We start from the raw sequence: 20,153 nt of genomic DNA on the forward strand, positions 1-20,153 counted from the left end.
TATTCAACTGTTATTTCAAAGTTCATTAGTTTTTACTTTTTTGGAGGCTCCTCTTCTCCACATGGAACGCAAATAGGAAGTCCGTTTGCAACACCTGACCAGCAATAATCGCCATTACAAGATCGAGCGCTTCCGTTAATTGATTTCATTTGGGCTTTGTTCAAAGCATTCCCTAAGTTGTAGATTGATTTCAGCATAATTTTAAGGTTTTAAATTTCTATTATTTCGTTAACCTTTTTAGTCAACTTTCAACCAAATTACTAGAAACTACAGTCTAATTTTTAACCAATTCAAATTTGTAAGTGATCACTTCAAAAACGGTCAAATTTTAAAGTAATATGAAAATGGAGAATTACTAATACCAATTAAATCTAATTTTATAATGCATATAACTTGTTTGTTTTTAGTTTGATTGATTCAATAATTTAAAACTCAATTAGTATGATATTCTTTTAACAAGGTGTTTCTGTAATGAACTTCCCTAAATTTTGTTACTTTTAGCTAATGTTATTTTATGGGGATGAATAAGACATTTTGCTTACTACTATTTTGTATAGCTATTGCTTGTAAAGAAAAAGTGAATAAAACTCAAGGGAAGCCTCCAAGTTTTTATTTTCTCAAATCAAAAGACGGTTTATCAAAAGATTCATTGCAGTTTTATGCAAATAAAATTCAAGCAATTGATACTTCGGAAATATCTGATTCTTTAAAAGCAGAATATGCTTTTATGACGGGTAGGTTTTATTATAAGTTGAAAGATTATGATGGTGCTATTCTCCATTTTGATAAAGCCACTTCATTCACTAAAAAAATAACCAATAATAGACAGGTATTACATTTCAGAGCTTTAATTGCCGTTTATCGTAGAAAAAAACAAGATTACTTAAATGCTTCAGGTGTTAACGAAAAACTCCTTCATTTAATTGATAGTACCGATTATAAGAATTTGGCTTTTGTTTATACGAATAAATATCAAATCAATAGAACTTTAGCAAAATACAATGAAGCCTCAGAAAACAACCTAATTGCCGCCAAACTTTATTTAAAAGCGAACGACACCATAAACTACTTGATTGCCACTTTAGATAATGCAGTAACATACAGCAGGCTTGAAAAAGCAAATAAGGCACACAAAGAATTGATGAAAGTGATTCCTTATCAGCATTTGATGAATAAGTCAATGAAATATCAATTTCATGCTACGGAAGGGTATGTTTATAATCAAAAAAACAAGTACAAAGAAGCAATCAATTCTTATAAAAAATCGCTATCATATTCTAAAACATCAAGTAAATCGGAAGTAGTAAATGCTTACCTCAACTTATCAACAACCTATTTAAAACTCAACTCTCTTAGATTCGCTGAAAAATATGTAGATTCTATTTTTAATTTAGGCCTAGAAGGTATTGATTTTACGGATAAAAAAGAAGCCCTAAAAAATGCTTTAGAAGTTGACTATCTCCAGCAAAAAGGAATTGAAAACCTAATGCCAAAGTTAGATTCATTACTTTCCTATCTTGAGAAAAGTTACGATCAGCGAATAAATAATGAGTTGCATGTTTTAAATGAGTCTTTTGAAAACGAAAGAAAACTACAAAAAGAGAAAAATGAAGCTCAAATCGAAAGTCTCACCTTTGAAAGGAATCAGTACATTTTACTTGTTTTATTATTAGTATTAATCGTTGCGGGTACTTTTATTTTGAATTTTTACAGACAACGAAAATTCAAAATTGAAAAGCAAAACTTTCTGCTTCAACAACGTTTACTTCGATCGCAAATGAACCCTCATTTTATTTTTAACAGCTTGAGTTTAATTAAACAGAGTGTTACTACGAATACAGAACAATACTCAAAATATATTGTAAAACTTTCTAGGTTACTTCGTACTGTTTTTGACAATTCTACTCAAGATTTTGTTGCTCTTGAGGATGAATTGACTTCATTACAAGACTATATTGAGCTACAACAATTTAGGTTTCCTGATAGATTTTCTTATAAGATAAACAATCAAATTAATACCAATACCGAATTATTTGTTCCTCCAATGTTATTACAGCCTTTTGCTGAAAACGCAATTATTCATGCGTTCGGTGGATTAGAAAGTAAAGGACATTTAGAGATATCCTTGAAAAAAGAAAAAAATTATTTAGTATGTATTATAGACGATAATGGAAAAGGGTTTGAAAAACAGACTAAAAAGAAGCAGTCTTCCGTTTATTTAATTGATCAGTTCCTTTTAAAAATGACAGGGGAAAAGATTAAAATGACAAATAAATCTGATCATTTGGCCTCAACTGGAACAATTATTGAGCTAAAAATTCCATACACAGAATTATAACTATGTTGAAAACACTAATCATTGAAGATGAGAAACATGTAAGGGATGAAATAAAAACACTTTTATCAAATTTTTTCGAATCCTCACTTACTGTTTTGGCAGAAGCTACTTCTGTGAAAGAAGGAATAAAAGCAATTCTTGAACACAAACCCGACTTAGTATTTTTAGATATTGATTTGGGTGATGGGTCTAGTTTTGACATTTTAGCTGTTCTTCCAGAAATATCTTTTGATATTATTTTTGTTACAGGTTATGATTCCCATGCAATCAAAGCAATTAGGCTTGGAGCCCTTGATTATTTATTAAAACCTATTGATAACTATGAGTTTAAGAATTCTGTAAAAAAAGCTATTGATAGTTATCAAAAATCAAAAAACAAAGAAAACTTAGTGAATGTTGCAGGAAATTATTACACTCATAATGTTCATGATAAAATTGTTTTAAAAACACTAGATGCGCAGCATTTAGTTAATTTTAATGATATTGTTTACTGCAAATCAGACGGCAATTATACCACATTTCATCTTTTAAAAGAGCAAATTGTAGTTTCAAAACCTATGAAAAAAATACAGCCTTTATTGAATGGGGAACAATTTATTAAATGTCATCAATCTTATATTGTAAATGCTAGCTATGTTACAAAATATAGAAACGATGGTTTTCTTATAACCAAAACAAAAGCTACAATTCCCGTGGCTACTAGAAGAAAAGACGAAGTATTACAAATACTATTTAAATAATAGTCAAATACGAATTAACTTCTTGCATATTTGAAATTCAATCAAAAAAAAGAAAAACTATGGCTATTTTTAGTCTTAGAAGACTAACATCATTTACACGTTGAATTTACTGGAATAAAATGCCCCTCTTTTCCTTTACAGTAAATTCAAATCATAAATGGTATAAAATAAATCGAATATGAAGTATTTACCTATTACATTTTTAAACCTGTTTTTAATTTTTGCTTCTTGCGATAATACCAATGATAATCTCAATACCTCATCGGTTGATCAAAAAGAAGGGAAGATTTTGGAAAGAACTCTTTTTGGAGAAACAAAAAATGAAGAAGTGAAAGATATCATGTACATGACATCGTACTTAATTGCTAGAACTTTACTTGAAGACGAGGACGCTCAACAACAATTTTATCAGCTTGGCTCTGGAAAGTCTTTAAAAATAGATTTAAAAACATTACTAACTTCCAAATCAACCTTTGAACAAGCATTTAAGCTACGTTATAAAAGATATAATTGGTCTACTCCTCCAAAAGGAGAACCAACACCACCCATATCTCAAGCCGTTCCGGATCCTTTGGAAAAAGATTATGATGTTTTAACGATCCCATATATCGGTTATATCGACCTTATTCAAAACACATTCGATTGGATCGTTTCTTTACCAAATAAAGAAAAGCTATATCAATATGATAGTTTTAAGGATTATATACACGATAACGACACTATTTTAAATTTATGGAGTTTTGATACCTCAAACTATTCTGATGGTCTTAAAACACATTATAATGGCGGAAGTTTTATTCCCACTCCTTTCGACTATAACTCAGCCTTAGAAACAACCTTTATGATGACTCTAAAGAATAAATAGAATCAGCATTTATAAATTAAAAAAGTGAGTCACGTCGTGCTCACTTTTTTAATTTATAATTTCATTAGAGTTCTATTTGTAATAAAACAGGAATTAAACGATTAGAATATTTATAACTATTCCTGAAATACTGTTCCTCCTAGATTCTTGCAGTGATCTAATTTTATAGTGATATTCCTTTCAAGATTATTTTTCATCCCTTTTCTTCTTACTTGCCAATAATCTCCATACACCGATTTACAACAAATAATTATTTCAAAGGCATCAGCTTTTTCAAAAATAAAATTCATCAGAGGTATGTTCTTAGACCAATCTATTAAAATAAAATCCTCACCAGGTTTAATTACTCTATTTAAAAGAATATCGTTCCTATGACTTATAACCATTGAGTCTGGCACTTCGAGAATCTCATAAAACTCAGACCAATTCGAAAAATAATTTCCATTATATGAAATATAAGTTTGTTCTACAATTGCTGGTCCAGTTCCTCTATTAGATATTGAAAATAAAAATTCAGACACCCTATCTTTATCAACTCTTCTACTCATACCAATACTTAAACTTGGCCAAGCGCTCGATTTAGATTGTTCTAAAATAATTTTAGTTTGTTCATTCATAATAGAAGCCTGTCTAGTTGATACTATTAATGCTCCAACACTAGCTAACAAAACACCAAAAGCAATTATTAAATTAGCATCAATTTTTATCTTTTTCTTCCCCACATTCTAGTTATTAAAATTCATTTATTATCAGTAAAAATAATGAAAACGTATATGTTTGAATACCTCCTACAAGTTGATTCCAAATAATAAATAAGCAAGTAATTAATTATGAACCTACTACAAACAACAAGTTTACCTTAGAATTAATTGAGATATCAAATATTTAACATTATTCATTAACTAGTTTACTTTAATGTATTTCAATATTGCTTTTTTTTAGTTTATTAAGTTCGAAATAGTAATCAGTTTCACAAACAAAAAAAGTACTTAAGAATATAAGACACTTTTCTTCCTCAAGTAGGAATTGACTTATACTAAAATAGAATAGCTCTATTTATCCAACCACCACTTTTCTCTTTCTTTTTTCCTCGCTCTTTCCTCACTTGCTTTATCTGAACTAAAAAACCACGCTAATTGATGGTTCTTCCAACCATTAGCAGTATACTTTGGATTCGGTGAGAACTCACCAGCTCCTAAATCTAAATCTCCGCTATTGGGAATTCTATAACATGTTTATAATGGTTAAGATAGGTTACTATTAATAACTTCAATCCTTATAAGGCTCCATGAGATTATCATTAAAATATCCCTGTTTTCGTTTATCATCAAACTGATCTTTATTTAAATGACAAGAAATTTCATTCGATACTACTCTTCCCCAACCATTAACATCTAACACATATCTTAGTTTTGTTTTAAACGTTCCTTTGAAAACAGGAACATCAAAACACCAGAACTCCTCTCTATCCAAGTTCACGACATGATAACTATTACCACAACTGCTATTTGGAAGATAAGAAATTGCCTTCCATTTTTTATCAAGATCTATAGCCTCTATAAAAACATCAAGCCTAGAATCCGTTGCCTCGAGATTTAATATTGAGTCAGTTGTATTAACTAAATATAACTTATGACCTAAAGTGCTATCCGTATATTTTACAAGTTCTCTTTCATTAATCGTTAGATAAAGTCCATTCCTAGGAAACTCAGAAGTAACAATTTTTGGTAAATTATCCGACCGCCCTTCTCCATTTGGCATATCAGAATTCTTCGGACTACTATATGCATAACAATCACCTCTTAGTTGAAACTTTACATTTAAACTATCTAATTCTAATAAAGATCCTTGTTTTGATGCATTTTCAGTAAATGGAATATTTTTTACTAAAGAATTACCAAACACATTGCTTTTGGACTTCAGGTTACAACTATAAAAAACAATTATTAATAACATCCAGATTATAAGTTTATTCATACTTCGTCGCTATATTATATTTAAGTTATTCCATTTTTTAAGCCATTTTTTCTTTTCAATTCTCGCATTGTAAATAGCTATATTGAATTTTGGCGTTGGTTTTACAATAAGGCCAAATAAGTCATCTAATCCATAAGGAGCCATGAATTCTAGTTCGTTGTCGGTTGTTAATCTGACAGCTATAGAAGTTGCAGTTTCTGGCCAAAAGGAAATTGCTTCATAACAATTGACATATTTATTATGTCCGTTTTTCACATGCATTCTAGCTTGGTTTTTTACAGACCATTTTATATTTGGAGTAACTTTTTTGAGTTTATTTTCTAATTGTAAATCATCCTCTCGAGAAGATTTTACCTCATCGAAATATATGACATCAATATCGTTCAATTCTGTTCTGAGTTTTTCATGTTTTACATCCCAGATTTTATTTCTTACAAAACCGGCGCCAATCCAACAATCATTCAGGTGTAAGGCTCTTACGGTCCTTAACACCTCAATCATTCATTGATCTGTCGTAATTATTTCTCTTAAGTCATTTTCTAATGTCTTATTCATGTCTGAAAGGTTATACTAGCAAATGTAATTCAGATTTACTAATGTTAATACTAAAAACGTGCTTTAAATACCACCTTACCAAACGAAAATTTTCTATCTAACGGTCGAAATGAATTGTTCTTAAAAACGAATATTCAATGCATATAATTACACAATTAAATCAAATTGTTTTTTCATTTCTTCAAAAACTTCGTTCCTAGATTGATGTAAATAATAACTTCAAAAACGTTTATTTACCCTTCGTTTCTTCATGTATTTATCTACATTTTGTACATCAATAAATATCAAATTATCAAAATCATCATCAATTCTTATATTCATAATGTCACTCTACTCAATCAATCCAAAACAAACATCTTCAATATTATCTTCAACACCTTTGCCTGTATTGCTATTGCTGCTAATTTCTTTCTTCTATACTCTATAAAAAAAGTGAGTAATCCGCATAAAACAAGTAATAAACCCAAGGCTATCAATACCATTACATTTGTATTATTCCAAAACAAAGTAATATACCTCCACCAAAAAACATGATTAATGGCATCCACTTTTTAGATTCCCTAATTTCCATTTTGTGCCAAAATTCGATACGCATTGTGTATAACTATTTATTGTTTAATGTGAGTTTGATATAATAAAATCAATGTCAATTTGAGTCTTTTTCAAAAAAATGTATCGAAAAAAATACTTTTAGTTATTAAGAAGTTATTCTTGTACAAAAACCCTATGATTTTCAATAGCATTGGCCTCTTTTCTTAACAACTTAAATTGTAAATAGAATTATCATTTTTCTGAGCTATTTTTCTTTTCCCATTGATGAAAAAAGAATCAAAAAAATCTAGTTTTTGGCTGTTTGTTAATCAACAATTTATTCTCAAAAATATTTCTTGTTGCTATCATTATTACCACTTGATTTAATTACTTGTGTCATGCCTCAAATTGACACTTTTTTTAGTTTAATAAAAACTTATATCATTTGATCTATCTCAGATAAAACTATACTTACTTTTTCCTTCAATTCTAAAGCACCATCTATTCTCAATACTTTGCAATCAAATTTTTCAATCCAATCGTTATGCACTTTCAAGGATCTACCATTAAAATCGGGATCTTCATATTGATTCGCCCAGTTTATAAAAGCTTCATAGTTTTGTTTTCTTTCTTTATTCGTTATCAACTCGTCACCATACCTTTCAAACTCCCTTTTCTTAAGTCTATCCATTCTAATATCATTATCCAAACGAATGAAAACTACCAAGTCGAACAAAGATTCCCATTCCTTTCCCCAACTCACCATAGAACCACTAATAACAACATTATCATGCTTAAAAAAATCCTTTTTAATATTCTCGTTACGTTCATCCAAAGGGATTTTCTCTGTGTAAGGATTTATGGTTTGCCTCCAATAATAATCATCGGCATCTAAATGAACAAAATTTACTTGATTTCCAAGCTCTTTAGCCAATGTTGTTGTTCCTGAACCTGAGGCTCCAAATATTAGTATTTTCATATTAAATCTTATTGCAATTTACCTTTGTAACTATTCATTTTTTCTCTTAAATAATGAAAGAAACAAAAAACATGAAGAAGAAATTAAAAAAGGTATGCTGGTATAAAATATAATTTTACTTCGAGATTCATACTCTGTACTATCATATACAAGCAAATAAATCACGGTATAAAAAACTATAATTCCAAGCATTTCCAACATACTTTTAAAAGCCCTGTTATTAATATAAAAACTCGTAATATAAATTAACTTCCCTATTAAAGAAATCATTCCTATTGACATTATTCTGATTCCAAAATTTCCTTCTAAGGTAAACTCATATCCACTTAATAGGCTTGGAACACTTACAATCTCAACTAACCCGATAAACCCTATTCCATGACCTGCCCCAATCACAATTAAAGCATGAAAGACTATTGTTGCTATTTTTATTTTTTTCCTAATACTCTTTCCCATTTGTTTAACAACATTAGCAATTTTACATTCGGTAAATATACTTCAATCTTAGAAAACTGATAATGAACATTATATCTGATTAAGAATAATATCTGTATTTAGTTTGAGGTTTCTCCTAAATCGTCAAAATAACAAGTCACGAAAATATACTAGATAGTGAGTTTGACATATAGTAACAGAAAAACCTAAGCACATTTCTATACTTAGGTTTTCTTCTATTTTTTTAAATAATGAAGCTTAATTCTGTAGAATTTATAGCTCTCGACTTTGTAGTTCTTCATTTCTTGAAATACGAAGGTTTTTATAAGGAGCTGTTTCACGCAAAGCAACTGTATTAGCCTCGGTGTTTGCAATGAATACTACTTCCTTACCATTACAAAAACTATCGTTATGTATACAGCATTCGTCAACTGCTAGGGCATGACTATCCGTAGGGATTCTAAATACGGTAAAATGATATTTAGGTAGCTTAGGATCTCCCTTTCTATCTGGACATTCATTCTGTTTTCTACTCTGTTCATTATCCTTTTTTTGCTCTTCTGGAGATTCTATTAAACGTCCTAAAAGAACTCGACAAATATTAGTATCTCTTTCATCTTCGGAAGGGTTCGGAAACCAAATATGAGGAAATGGATGATGTTCAACAAAAAGACCGCCGCCTCCATAAGGCTGTAACGCATAATCTTGAATATATCCTGGTAATCGGGTATCATACTCCATCCCAAACAATAATTTATCAAACCCCATATGAAAAGACTCATTTGGCTTTAATAACTTGGCTCCATAATAAGCTAGTGTCTCATGAAAACCTTCATCGTAGGCTTCTAATACGGGAAAATCAACCTCAGATTCATTTATCAATAACGAGCCTGTTTCTCCAAAAACATTAGCACCACCTCCAACAGAAGGTAATCCACCTCCCTCTTTTGCACTTATCCATTTTGCTTGAACAACCAAAGAATATCCTTTTTCAGGCACCTGAGCTTCTTCTCTTAACTTTTTTAATTCGTCTAATAACGATTCTTTTTTCTTTGATTTTTCTGCTACCTCAACAACTACATTTTTGGCTCCTTGAACCAATTTTATTGTTTGATTTTGGCGTATAGGTCCATAAATCCCTGTTGTTGTCATTAATGGTATTCCTTCAGCTCCAGAGCGTGTTACTACGCCATCATTCAAAAAATTGAAATTTTCTTTCAAAACTTCTTTTGTCACGCCTATTTTAACAGATTTCCATCTGCGTTCTTGCATGGTTTCTTTCATTTTTTTCTCTGAAATAGCTTCCTTTTTATCAGCATCTCTATTTGTGCTATAAATGTGACTCATAGTTATTTTATTTAGTTAGACTTATCCGATTTGTAATTTGAAATTACTCGTATTAATTTTTTAACTTCTTTATGGAACCATAAATACTTCACTTGAAGCATATTTTTCGTTTCTGTGTTTCCAAAAAGAACTTTGCGACCATCGTTGTTCCATGGCATAAGCAAATGCTCTGTTTTTTTGATAGTTCGCATATCGTATTTTTACATGAGCTGAAAAGAAATCTTCTTTTGGTTCTTGATTAAAAAAACCAAGAATTTTAGCACTTGCTTCAATACCATCATTCATTCCTTTGTATATTCCATGCGCAGCTACCGGATCATAACTCGATGCAGCATCGCCAATGGCTACCCAGTTTTTCCCTTCTATTTCCGGCAAAATTCCTGAATATATTGGCCATGTATAAAACTCATGATCGGTTGTAGTTAATTTCTTCAATCTTTGAGAAATAAACTTGGTATCCTGTAGTGCTTTTTCAAAACCTGAATAGTTTTCATTTTGAAGATACATGAGCTGTTTTTTTTCAACCACCATCATAGTAACCAGTCTATTCTCAGGTAAAATAGAACTGTACCACCAACCTTCTGAAACTGCTTCAATTTGAACTTGTTTTGAGGCTGTACCTTCTAAAATTTTAGAAAACCTTACCGAAGCAAATAAACGATCTTCTACCTTTTTTTGAATACCTATTGACTTGGCAAAACGCGCGGTGGCTCCTGAGGCGTCTACAACAAAATGGGTAGCGATTATTTGTTCTTTATTTAATTTTCTGTTTCTTAACCGCAATTCATATCCATCTAATGTTTTCTCTGTATTTAAAAAGTGAGTTCCCCAGAGAATATTGGCGCCTAAATCAACTGCTCTTTCAACCAACATACTATCAAACTTTTTTCTATTTAATCGCCATGATGGTCCCATAGGGTTTACAATAAAGTCGTTATATCCAACATCATTCTTTCCCCATACCGAAGCATATCCTGGGCACGTTTTATGATTAGCTCTATAAAACTCTCGTGCAACGCCTAATTGTTTTAAAAGAACAATTGTATCGGGAGGACAACTTTCACCAATCCGTTCCTCTCCTTCAAATTGTCCTTCAACAATTAATACCGAAAGTTGTTGTTTTTGTAATAAGGAAATGGCCAAGCTTAATCCAGCTGGACCACCTCCTATGATAACAACATCATAAATATCCTTAATCAAACGGACATTTTTTTTCCGATTTCTTCGGAGGGTTTGCATTAAAAGGCCATTTTGCAACTGGATCTGTTGCGTCTCCTGGATTGGTTAATTGCCCTTGAACTTCTAAATACAACTCTGGTGAAAATTCTTTTTTATTCTCTGTTTCAATATTCGTTCCTTGCACGATTATTCCGATTTTATGCCATTCTTTTACAGCATCTAAAGGATCTTGAAAAGTAGCCGCTTGCGCTGGATTTATCGCATACGTTCCTGGTCCTCGAATAGACCATTTTTGTTTTGGAAGTACGTTGTTTACCACCTCTTCAGCTACATATACAGCATCAGGTCGTTGTGATGGCCAAGACCAATATAAAGTAGAGTCAGCTCCATTACTTTCATTTACACCATCGGTATTTATTGCGGTTTGATGAATAGAACAAGAGTTATAATCCGTTTGCCAAGGAGTAGCCATAAACTTAGAAATATCTCCTGGTTCAATTCCATCTGTCATATCATGTCTCGGAATCCAACCACTTGAAAGAAAAGGTTTCTTATACTCTGCCTTGTTATAATCGAGTTTATAATGTTTTATACGGAAAGGACCAGCTCCTGTTTTCTTCCAGTCTTGAATATACATGTCTTTACAACGTACTGTATAACTCACCTCTATACCAGGAACATAACGACCTCCTAAACAATTGGATAAAGAAGCCATATCTAAAATTTCACCAGGACCTAGTTTATTGTCTTTTCCCTTATTAAATTTCTTTTTACTCCACTGTTCCAACAAGAAATACTGCGTTTTGGTAACGGTCATAAATGACGTCCCGGCGGCTCCCAAAGAAAGTGGCATTAATGGAGCTCCAATATTGGTTTCGTCTTTATTAGGGTCTCTTAAAAAATTCAAAGCAGCCATAATGGTTCTATTCGGATCGTCGTTTTCACTAATGGCATCAACTGCATGATGAGCTCTTAAAGCCATTTCAGGCAAGTTTGCCGTCCATCTCTGTAAGGTACATGCTATAAATGTTGGCTTAATATCATTCATGAAATTTGGCAAATAGTCTGGATTGTATTCATCAATCTGTTTCTTTTTACCTTCTTTTGAAGTAATTGTAGCCGTAAATAATTCAGGCTGCAAATTTAAGTCTCGAACAAACATGTCATAAACATCGTCCCAAACGGAAACTACATTACGAATTTGAGGAGCATACGCGGGATCACCACACACCACCCAAGCACCAAAAGCTTCTTCTTTAGTTCCGTCTTCAAAAACAATTGTAAGTGAAACAGGACCATCAGAAGCGGAATCAAACCAACCAACATTGTTAAGGTCACCAGTCATTTGAATAGGAACTCCATACTCATCGTATTGCCCAACCGCATTTCCAGGACTTGAAAGGACTAATAAACGACCTTTTTCATCGGTTAGCATTCCTCCTAAAGTATCTAAGGAACCATTTGGTTCAAAAAGCTCATCATTCGTATCCGCTGGAAAACGAACAGGATATTCTGGTAATTCCTCAATATGTCCTCTTTCATTTAAAATTGTTGGTACTGTACAATCATTAAATTCTGTACTTTGTTTTTCTAAAGCACTAATTGTTCTAGGTCCAGCATCAATCATTAATCTGTTTAATCGATAATCAGAATCAATGTCACCATGAACCTCTGGATTTCGCATTTGAGGTACTTTAGGTTCTCCTCCTTCGACACCATAAGCATCAATTCCTTTATTATTTACAACATTATAAGCCGCCGCTTTTTTATTAGCCAAATGACTCGTCCAAATTAAATCTTTTACAATTCTACCATCAGGTAGTTTGGTGCCTAAAGTAACTTCAATTCCTTTACCTTCGGGGTAACTTGATTCTCCATTATGATCGTAAGCATAAATTCGAAAACGAGCTGCTTGTTTTTTCAAGTTCCCATCTTCATCGCGAAGATCTTTACTACTTACTGTAGTGTTTTCTGTTCCTTTTTTAATAGGTAATCCTCCAGTAATATCTGTTCCCTCTTGGGGTAAACCTGCACTGGTTTCAGGTGATAATATATAATCGTCAGAAGTTCCAAAACGAGCAAAATTTATGGTCGGATGCACCCTGAATACGGTTTTATTTTCCATGATTTGATATTTTTATGAAACAATTAATTTGCACTCACTATGTGAGATTTAAAATGATTATACCATTTTACAAGTTGAATTTACTGGAGTAAAACGCCTTTTTTCTTTTACAGTAAATTCAAATCATAAACGGCATTAGCTAAACTTTGGAGTGACTCCATTTTCCCAACAATTGCGAATAGAAGCTCCTACGCTCGACATTATCACAAAAAAGTCTTGTGGGTTCTCTCCGTCAAAAAGTTGCCTTAAAGCTTCTCTTAATGCCGTAAATTGTTCAATTAATATCTTTTCTAGTTCCTTATCATGATTAGTATATTCTGAAACAGGTTTTCCTATAAAGGTTTCTGGTAATGTACCTTTTTTGATTTCGTTGAACTTTTCAAAATGATCATCTTCAGGTTGTACATCATCTGCTGTATTTTGAAAAGTTTCAGGAATAGTTGGATCTTTCTTTGAAGGACCTTCTCCTTGATCTGTTATTAAATCGATTAACAAATCGACCTGATTAAATCCTGTTTCGCTCGATTCCGTAATTTTCATATCGGGCATATTTCGATAAAAAGCTGAAAAAAAATCGACCTGTTTAACTCCTCCTTTAATTTCATTTTTTAACAGTTCTGCCCCGTAGCGCAGAGCTTGGTACAGCTCACCAATGCTTCCATAAGATTTTACATCATCGTATAAAACGGCTTCTTTCTTCTCATCCCACTCAGGTATTTCAATTAAGCACATAGCATTAATACGTTCTTTATCTAAAGGCCCTATTTCAGCACTGTAGGGTAAATAGTTGTTTACTACTTCTGGTTTATCTTTAGAAAAATCTAAATACGGTACGGTGGTTCCTTCGTATTTCGGAGCGTCGAATGTTGGTGATAATCCAAAGGCATTGGCAATATTTGAAGCACATTGTAAGTGCAACATTTCTTGATTTACCACTGTACGAATTAGTTGATAAGGATCAGCTGACATACTTTCTGGAGTATGCTCTTTGGGAGCTCTATTTTTAACAGAGTACATGGCAGACATGTAAAACGGAATTGTCCAAAACTCAAGATTAACGGCTTCTTGTAAAAGCTCTTTCAAGTGAGACATAGTCCATTCTTCCTTAGATAATTTCTTCGGTTCTTCTTTTGTTAATATCATAATTGTTAGTTTTTGTTTGGTGAAAATTGAAGCTTATACCAGTTATCATTAAAACACATAAATGGTTTTTAAACAATAAATTACCTCAAAATTTCACCTACCTAACTTAACAAGTAAAACTGATATTTTCTTACGACTTCCCGTAAATGAGCTAATTTCGATTATCAGCGTCTGATTTTCGATCACTAGTGAAGTTTAAAAAAGGCTAGGGGAGTGCAATCCTTAATACCAATACCATTTACAAATTGAAATTATTGGACTAGCATAAATACCTATTTAGTTTTCTCAAAAAACATATTACATTAATTTTAAGTGATGCTTTTCTCCAAAACAACCATATGCTTGCATTGAATTCCATTTTCAAATATGAGCTCGCTATAATTTTTTAGAAAGAAATCCTTTTTAATGCTTTGCATTTCAAAACCTGCTTTTTGGTACAATGCTAATTGCCCAACGCTAGAATTTCCCGTACCGATAATCAATTTTTGATATCCTTTCTCTTTAGCAATCATTTCGGCTACTTGCAATATCTTTTTTCCAAATCCTTTTCCTTGCTCAGACTCTTTTATCGCAATGTTTTTAATTTCAGCAGTTTCAGAGTCAATCGCGTTTAAGACCAATACTCCGATCAACTTTTTTTGATTTTTTGCTATGTAACAACTACCTGTTTTTAAATACGATTGAATATGTTCCGTGGAAGGATCTGCCACTTCAAGTAATTCAAAAGGAATGTCTTTTTTTTCTTTTACTAACTCTATTTCAAGCTCTTTACTTCTCATTGCGTTCTTTTAATTCAATTTTTCTTCCATCCAAATCTTTGATAACTGCAAAATAACCAAATTCAGACATCACAGGTTGTTGTAAAATAAGAACATTATTAGTTCTTAATTCTTCAATCATTCTCTCCAAATTATCCACAGTAAACCCTAATCGTAAAGAAGCATCAGGTATTTCTTCTTTTTTTGGCAAAGGATAAATTTCGAAAACTATGTTCCCAATTTCAACAGCATAGTGCCAAGGACCGTTTCCATGCCGATGATAAGTAAAGCTTACTCCAAGCATTTCATAAAAAGCCGAAAGTTCCTTTGGTTTATCGGATCGAATAACAATTAAGTTTATTTCCATATCCTTAATTCAAAGAAATTCTAAATACTTTTTCCAAGAGAAGTAAGTCATTGGAATTAGTAATTGAATAAAAATAATCCTGTTGCCATTTTTGAGTTCTTTCTGCTTGTTTGCTTTTTACTTCATCCCAAGGTGGATATACTCGAAACCCTCTTTTCCCATCTTTGTTTTTCGTTGATAGTATTCCTTTTTTTATCAAAATTTGTTTCGGAAAAAGAAACAACCCCAAACCTTCATCTACTTTTGTGGTAATCATAAAATAATCAATGGTATCCAACTCTGAAAAAGGTTCTATTGGCCCTTGTGATGATCTTTTCCAAAACGTTACAAACTGACCTATTTTTTTAGGAGTGACTTTTGAAGATCTACTGATTATATTTCTTTTATTTAACTGGAACTGACAAGCGTCGTATTCTTGACTTTCCGTTTCTTCTTTATAGCCTGCATACTCCAGGTTTAATTTATCAAAAATTTCTTTATTTAGGTAAGTAAAGTTCTTATTCATAGTTTTTTTTAAATCTTTCCATCATCAACGTTATATTTAATATATCATAGAGTTTCCATCCTCGCGGACCATAAAATATTACTCTTCTCCCTCCTTTTTCTTCCATTAATATTTTATACTGTAACCTTTTTATATATCCAAAATATCTTGCTTTTAAATATTCAATTGTTGTTTTAGGTTCATCCAGAGGGTAATCATATGGAGTCCATTGATTAATATTTTCATAAGCAATACTATCAGCAAAGGTGTCATTCCCACAAGCAATTTTCTGAGTACCAATAATTGTCCAATTCCTTTTTCTACCTTTAAAATAAACCACCGGATTTCCAATGTTTTGAGGTGTTAACAAAGCAATTAACTTTTGCTGTTTTAACTTGTCTAGATCTTCAAAAAATGAAACTTTTGAACAAAGAACATTATTTTTCCGTACTCTCCATCTTATTCTATTTTCAAGATATTCATCGCTGCGTTTCATAGCTTCTATTTAGAATATGTTTGTCAAAATCAATTCAAAAAAATCAAAAATAACATGTAATAATTTTCTAAACTATTGTTTCGTTTTATTTCTATAAATAGCTCTTGGGTAATCAGACATTCGTTTCGTTTTCTTTTGCAATTCAGTCAGAGCATTCTTCGCAATCCATTTAGCAGAAGAGCTTTCAAATTCAAGTATATCTTCAGCTACTTCAATTGCTCTTTTATTAAGATCGACGTTTCTCTTGCCTATATTTCTTAAAGCCCAATTCACTGCTTTCTTCACATACAATCGTTCATCATTTGCTTCTCTTTTGAGAATTGGAAAAAACTGTTCGAACAATTCATTATCTGATTTTTTATCAGCCATACAATAAGCGGCCATAATAGTGAAACCCGCTCTCTTTTCAAATTCAGGTTTTCGTTGAGTCCATTCTAATATTTTAGCTAACGCTAATTCACTTTTGGCAAAAACTCCCATACAAAAACTATCACAAATCTCCCAGTTCTCAAAGGTTTTTACCCATTTTTCCATTAAATCTTCGGTAAGGTTCTTAGGTCTAAATATTTTACTGCATAAAAGGCGAGCTTCATAAATTCCGCTATCAAAAAGTTTAATAGCCAACATATTGTTTTGACCAATTTCTTTTGCCAATTCTTTTAAATCTTTATGGTAAATTCCTAAAGAGTTATTCGCTATTACGCCAAACTTTTGTTTTTTAAACGCTACTTTATCTTCATCTTGAAGCTCATACAAACGTTCAATTATTTCTTCGTAAGTCATTAAGCTTTATTCACTTTTACCAACAATGAAAAGGTAATCTCCCAGTTGATTTTCATACGATTTCATAATGTTATTTATGTGTCCAGTTTCAACGTCTTTTTTCAGTTTTAACAAGCCCTCATCAACCTCCTTTTGATTTGCCAAAGAAGAAAATGAAGAAATACCTTCTCGAATTTGATCATTAAAATACAGATCCGGAAACTCTTTTCCACAATACAAAAATTGATCTTGTAAATCCTGTCTGATGGCATATTTCTCCGTTTTTTCAATACTAATATTATTTTTTTCCATAGCATCTTTCACCTTTTCAAAAGAAGGCATTTGATCAATAGAATCAGATAACATTTTCGGAAAATAATGATTTAACCAATACCCTCGCATTTGTTCCGGAGTAGAAGTGAAAATTACAATACGCCCTTGTGATTTTAACACTCGGTTTAGTTCCTTAAATCCATTTATTAAATTAGACCAATGATGAATTGTTAACGTTGCAACAATACCGTCTATTGAGTTTTCAGAAAGTCTAGTTTTCTCTACAGAACCTATTCGCCAATCAACATTACTATTTTGATTTTTTGCCTTCGTTAGCATTTCTTCTGAAGGATCAATTCCAATTAGGTTCATTCCTTTTATTTCCATTTCGCTTGTATAGTTTCCTGTTCCACAACCAATATCTAAATACAATTCATAGTTTACGGGTTTTAAATGATGAATCAATCGCTCAGTAAGGTATTTATCTGCCTTTCGCGTTTCGTTGTAATTGATTCCTATTTTGTCATATTTTACTTGCATATTTCTTTATTGAATTTAAGTAACATTCCATTTTCTAACCAAACGATAATACAAAGTGGGTAAGTATCTTCTTGCATATACTCCTACTTTTTCCTTGGCTCCACCAATATAAACCTCGGCTTTTTTATTTTTTATTGCTTTTATCATAAGTTTTGCAAATCGATCTGGATGCATTCCCTTCTCAGTAGCTGTATCCCGAGCTCCTTGCTTAGATCCATCACCGACCAATGCATTTTTAGAAACCTCTGTAGCTACAAAACCAGGACAAACTAAAGAAACAGTAATCTTATCTTTAAAGTGTTCAGCTCTAAGCGCGTCATAAAATCCATGTAAAGCATGTTTACTAGCAGAATAACTTGATCGTAGGGGAGTACCAAATTTTCCAACCACACTTGAAGTAACTACAAAATGTCCTTTTTGGTTTTTTATAAAATGAGGTAATAGTGCCTTCGTTAGCGCTATATTTCCTAAATAATTAATCGCCATAATTCTTTGATCTACCTCCAAAGATGTTTCACGGATCAAAGAACGTTGACTGATACCTCCATTGTTAATGAGAAGATCAATTTTACTAAACAATTTAATTGCTTCAGTCGTTTTTGTTGTCAAGGTTTCATATTGTTCCAAATCAAGAGGTAATACCTTTACATTATCAGGATTTTTACAAAGAGAACGCACTTCATTAAGCGCCTCTTCATTTCGAGAAGAGAGTATCAACTTAACATCACCTTTTGAGTAAGCGATGGCTAATGATTTCCCTATTCCAGATGAAGCACCTGTGATCCAAATAACTTGATTATTCATCGTTTCTTTGTTTTAATATCAATCTCTACTAAGAATACCTAGTGAGTTTGAATAATAAATATTTCATCTAATGTATTGAAAACAAAACAATTTATTGTTACAAACGATAACAATACATGCTTTAAAGGTATTTGTTGGAGACATAATTCTAATTTTCTAGACAGGTTTTTGGAACCAAGAATGAATTTTTTAAGCCATTTTAATCAAATCCAAACTTTCTAAACGTAAGGTTAATTCTTGGTTGCTTATAATTTAAATCCAAAGGAAGCGCGTGTTCATATCGTTCCTGACAATGTTCACCCATGAGCAATAGACTTCCCTTTTTCAACACAACTTCATGTACTTTTTGGGTCAGTTTTTCTCTCAGGTGAAAAACTCTCTCTTCTCCTAAACTAATAGAAACGATATGAGAGGTATCTCCAAAAGCAACTTGATCAGAATGGTAATCGACACCTGAATTTCCATCAGGATAATAAATGCATACACATACTTGGAACTGATGACCTGTTTCTTCTTCTATTCTATCTTTGATAACGAGTAATCTTTCGGTCCAAGGTTTTGAAGGACCCCAAATTTCTGAAGGCAGTTTGTTTTCTTTGAACAATTCAATGTCCATAAACATGTGTTTTCCGTAATTTTCCTGATATCTTTCACCATTGAATAGTATCATAGAAAAAGGCTTTGTAAACTCTTTTATTTCAGAAAGTTCCTTATAGATTGTATCACTTTCTTCTTCGGATAAGAAAACTTCCTTGTATTTGATCTCACAGTTCAGATCTAATATCATGTTTTGGTTGTTTTATAGCTATTTATAGAGGTTTTTAAAGTTTTTACGCAGATACTATTGGTTTTGGCTTTAAATCGTCTTAGAATTGTTATTTAGTCAGATACTCCCCTCTATCAAAATCTTGTTGAGTAATTGGTTTTCCGTTTACAGAATCTCCATCCCAATCTTGGGCAATCCGCCAAACTCCATCTTCTTTTTTTAGTACCACGTGAAACATTCCAAAATGTGTTTTAAATTTTGGGTTTTTCTTTTTGTAGGTAACTTTATAATAACCGATTTCATAAGCTGTATTTTTTTTATGTATTCTCTGGGCAAAGCTAAATTCAATTTGCTCTACATTTGAAACCGGTTTTTGAAAGTTTTTCTTTATTTTTTCTTTGTATTCACTACCCATTCTCATTCCATAGGTGTTCACTCTTAAAACATCGTCTGTTTGTAAGTCATTAAACGCCTTCCAATCTCTAGAGTTATAGGCTTTGATAAAAGGAAACCACACTTGCTGGTCAATTTCCTTAGTAATTTCAGTGCTCTCGATCTTTGCTTGTGAGAAAATAGAAGTAATCGAAATAAAAAAAATCAGTAACGAGTAAGCTCTTTTCATAAGTAAGGTTTAGTTGCTTACAAGTTACTGATTATTTAATTATTCAATAGTCAATATTTTAAATTAT

At 31.9% G+C, this 20,153-nt stretch carries 22 protein-coding genes; 3 read left to right on the forward strand and 19 right to left on the reverse strand.

What is annotated here, in order from left to right:
* Nucleotides 1-32: 32 nt before the first annotated feature.
* Nucleotides 33-197 (reverse strand): hypothetical protein, encoded by a 165-nt coding sequence (locus BLW23_RS23280; RefSeq protein WP_176829835.1) that lies wholly within the window; start codon nucleotides 195-197, stop codon nucleotides 33-35.
* Nucleotides 198-520: 323 nt separating this feature from the next.
* On the opposite strand from BLW23_RS23280, the gene BLW23_RS14255 reads away from it, so the two are divergent.
* From BLW23_RS14255 to BLW23_RS14265, 3 genes are all read left to right on the forward strand, one after another.
* Nucleotides 521-2,338: a tetratricopeptide repeat-containing sensor histidine kinase gene (locus BLW23_RS14255; protein ID WP_176829836.1), complete on the forward strand. Its 1,818-nt coding sequence runs from the start codon at nucleotides 521-523 to the stop codon at nucleotides 2,336-2,338.
* A gap of 2 nt (nucleotides 2,339-2,340) precedes the next feature.
* On the forward strand, nucleotides 2,341-3,078 hold the full coding sequence (locus tag BLW23_RS14260) for a LytR/AlgR family response regulator transcription factor (protein ID WP_093670975.1): 738 nt from the start codon (nucleotides 2,341-2,343) through the stop codon (nucleotides 3,076-3,078).
* Between the two features lie 178 nt (nucleotides 3,079-3,256).
* Nucleotides 3,257-3,943, forward strand: coding sequence for a hypothetical protein (locus tag BLW23_RS14265; RefSeq protein ID WP_093670977.1), 687 nt, complete (start codon nucleotides 3,257-3,259; stop codon nucleotides 3,941-3,943).
* A gap of 116 nt (nucleotides 3,944-4,059) precedes the next feature.
* Here BLW23_RS14265 and BLW23_RS14270 read toward each other — a convergent pair whose 3' ends face one another.
* From BLW23_RS14270 to BLW23_RS14360, 18 genes are all read right to left on the reverse strand, one after another.
* The gene (locus BLW23_RS14270) at nucleotides 4,060-4,665 is read right to left on the reverse strand and encodes a hypothetical protein (protein ID WP_093670979.1); all 606 of its coding nucleotides are present in this window, start codon (nucleotides 4,663-4,665) and stop codon (nucleotides 4,060-4,062) included.
* A gap of 547 nt (nucleotides 4,666-5,212) precedes the next feature.
* Complete coding sequence (locus BLW23_RS14275) at nucleotides 5,213-5,920, reverse strand: hypothetical protein (RefSeq protein WP_143032186.1); 708 nt, start codon at nucleotides 5,918-5,920, stop codon at nucleotides 5,213-5,215.
* Between the two features lie 9 nt (nucleotides 5,921-5,929).
* Complete coding sequence (locus tag BLW23_RS14280) at nucleotides 5,930-6,421, reverse strand: nucleotidyltransferase family protein (protein ID WP_093670983.1); 492 nt, start codon at nucleotides 6,419-6,421, stop codon at nucleotides 5,930-5,932.
* A 1,021-nt stretch (nucleotides 6,422-7,442) separates the two neighbouring features.
* On the reverse strand, nucleotides 7,443-7,985 hold the full coding sequence (locus tag BLW23_RS14290) for an AAA family ATPase (protein WP_093670987.1): 543 nt from the start codon (nucleotides 7,983-7,985) through the stop codon (nucleotides 7,443-7,445).
* A 30-nt stretch (nucleotides 7,986-8,015) separates the two neighbouring features.
* On the reverse strand, nucleotides 8,016-8,441 hold the full coding sequence (locus BLW23_RS14295; RefSeq protein WP_093670989.1) for a hypothetical protein: 426 nt from the start codon (nucleotides 8,439-8,441) through the stop codon (nucleotides 8,016-8,018).
* 252 nt (nucleotides 8,442-8,693) lie between these two features.
* The gene (locus tag BLW23_RS14300) at nucleotides 8,694-9,767 is read right to left on the reverse strand and encodes a hypothetical protein (RefSeq protein WP_093670991.1); all 1,074 of its coding nucleotides are present in this window, start codon (nucleotides 9,765-9,767) and stop codon (nucleotides 8,694-8,696) included.
* Between the two features lie 69 nt (nucleotides 9,768-9,836).
* Nucleotides 9,837-10,967, reverse strand: coding sequence for an FAD-dependent monooxygenase (locus tag BLW23_RS14305; protein ID WP_093670993.1), 1,131 nt, complete (start codon nucleotides 10,965-10,967; stop codon nucleotides 9,837-9,839).
* Nucleotides 10,960-13,071 carry a LodA/GoxA family CTQ-dependent oxidase gene (locus BLW23_RS14310; RefSeq protein ID WP_093670995.1) on the reverse strand — a complete coding sequence of 704 codons (2,112 nt, stop codon included), beginning with the start codon at nucleotides 13,069-13,071 and terminating at the stop codon, nucleotides 10,960-10,962. The genes BLW23_RS14305 and BLW23_RS14310 overlap by 8 nt, the downstream gene beginning before the upstream one ends.
* A gap of 135 nt (nucleotides 13,072-13,206) precedes the next feature.
* Nucleotides 13,207-14,214 (reverse strand): ferritin-like domain-containing protein, encoded by a 1,008-nt coding sequence (locus BLW23_RS14315; RefSeq protein WP_093670997.1) that lies wholly within the window; start codon nucleotides 14,212-14,214, stop codon nucleotides 13,207-13,209.
* Between the two features lie 308 nt (nucleotides 14,215-14,522).
* Nucleotides 14,523-14,993, reverse strand: a complete 471-nt coding sequence (locus tag BLW23_RS14320) for a GNAT family N-acetyltransferase (protein WP_093670999.1) — start codon at nucleotides 14,991-14,993, stop codon at nucleotides 14,523-14,525.
* On the reverse strand, nucleotides 14,983-15,339 hold the full coding sequence (locus tag BLW23_RS14325; protein WP_093671001.1) for a VOC family protein: 357 nt from the start codon (nucleotides 15,337-15,339) through the stop codon (nucleotides 14,983-14,985). The genes BLW23_RS14320 and BLW23_RS14325 overlap by 11 nt, the downstream gene beginning before the upstream one ends.
* 4 nt (nucleotides 15,340-15,343) lie before the next feature.
* Nucleotides 15,344-15,844, reverse strand: a complete 501-nt coding sequence (locus BLW23_RS14330; protein ID WP_093671003.1) for a MepB family protein — start codon at nucleotides 15,842-15,844, stop codon at nucleotides 15,344-15,346.
* Complete coding sequence (locus BLW23_RS14335) at nucleotides 15,837-16,319, reverse strand: hypothetical protein (protein WP_093671005.1); 483 nt, start codon at nucleotides 16,317-16,319, stop codon at nucleotides 15,837-15,839. Before BLW23_RS14335 ends, BLW23_RS14330 begins: the two co-directional genes overlap by 8 nt.
* Nucleotides 16,320-16,391: 72 nt before the next feature.
* The gene (locus BLW23_RS14340) at nucleotides 16,392-17,102 is read right to left on the reverse strand and encodes a DNA alkylation repair protein (RefSeq protein WP_093671007.1); all 711 of its coding nucleotides are present in this window, start codon (nucleotides 17,100-17,102) and stop codon (nucleotides 16,392-16,394) included.
* A 6-nt stretch (nucleotides 17,103-17,108) separates the two neighbouring features.
* Entirely contained in the window at nucleotides 17,109-17,894 is a 786-nt protein-coding gene (locus tag BLW23_RS14345) for a class I SAM-dependent methyltransferase (protein WP_093671009.1), read from the reverse strand.
* A 15-nt stretch (nucleotides 17,895-17,909) separates the two neighbouring features.
* Entirely contained in the window at nucleotides 17,910-18,698 is a 789-nt protein-coding gene (locus BLW23_RS14350) for an SDR family oxidoreductase (protein ID WP_093671011.1), read from the reverse strand.
* 199 nt (nucleotides 18,699-18,897) lie between these two features.
* On the reverse strand, nucleotides 18,898-19,485 hold the full coding sequence (locus BLW23_RS14355) for an alpha-ketoglutarate-dependent dioxygenase AlkB (RefSeq protein WP_093671013.1): 588 nt from the start codon (nucleotides 19,483-19,485) through the stop codon (nucleotides 18,898-18,900).
* An 88-nt stretch (nucleotides 19,486-19,573) separates the two neighbouring features.
* Complete coding sequence (locus BLW23_RS14360; protein WP_093671015.1) at nucleotides 19,574-20,086, reverse strand: YybH family protein; 513 nt, start codon at nucleotides 20,084-20,086, stop codon at nucleotides 19,574-19,576.
* Between the last annotated feature and the right edge of the window lie 67 nt (nucleotides 20,087-20,153).

Source organism: Tenacibaculum sp. MAR_2009_124 (assembly GCF_900105455.1).
Classification (GTDB): Bacteria; Bacteroidota; Bacteroidia; order Flavobacteriales; family Flavobacteriaceae; genus Polaribacter.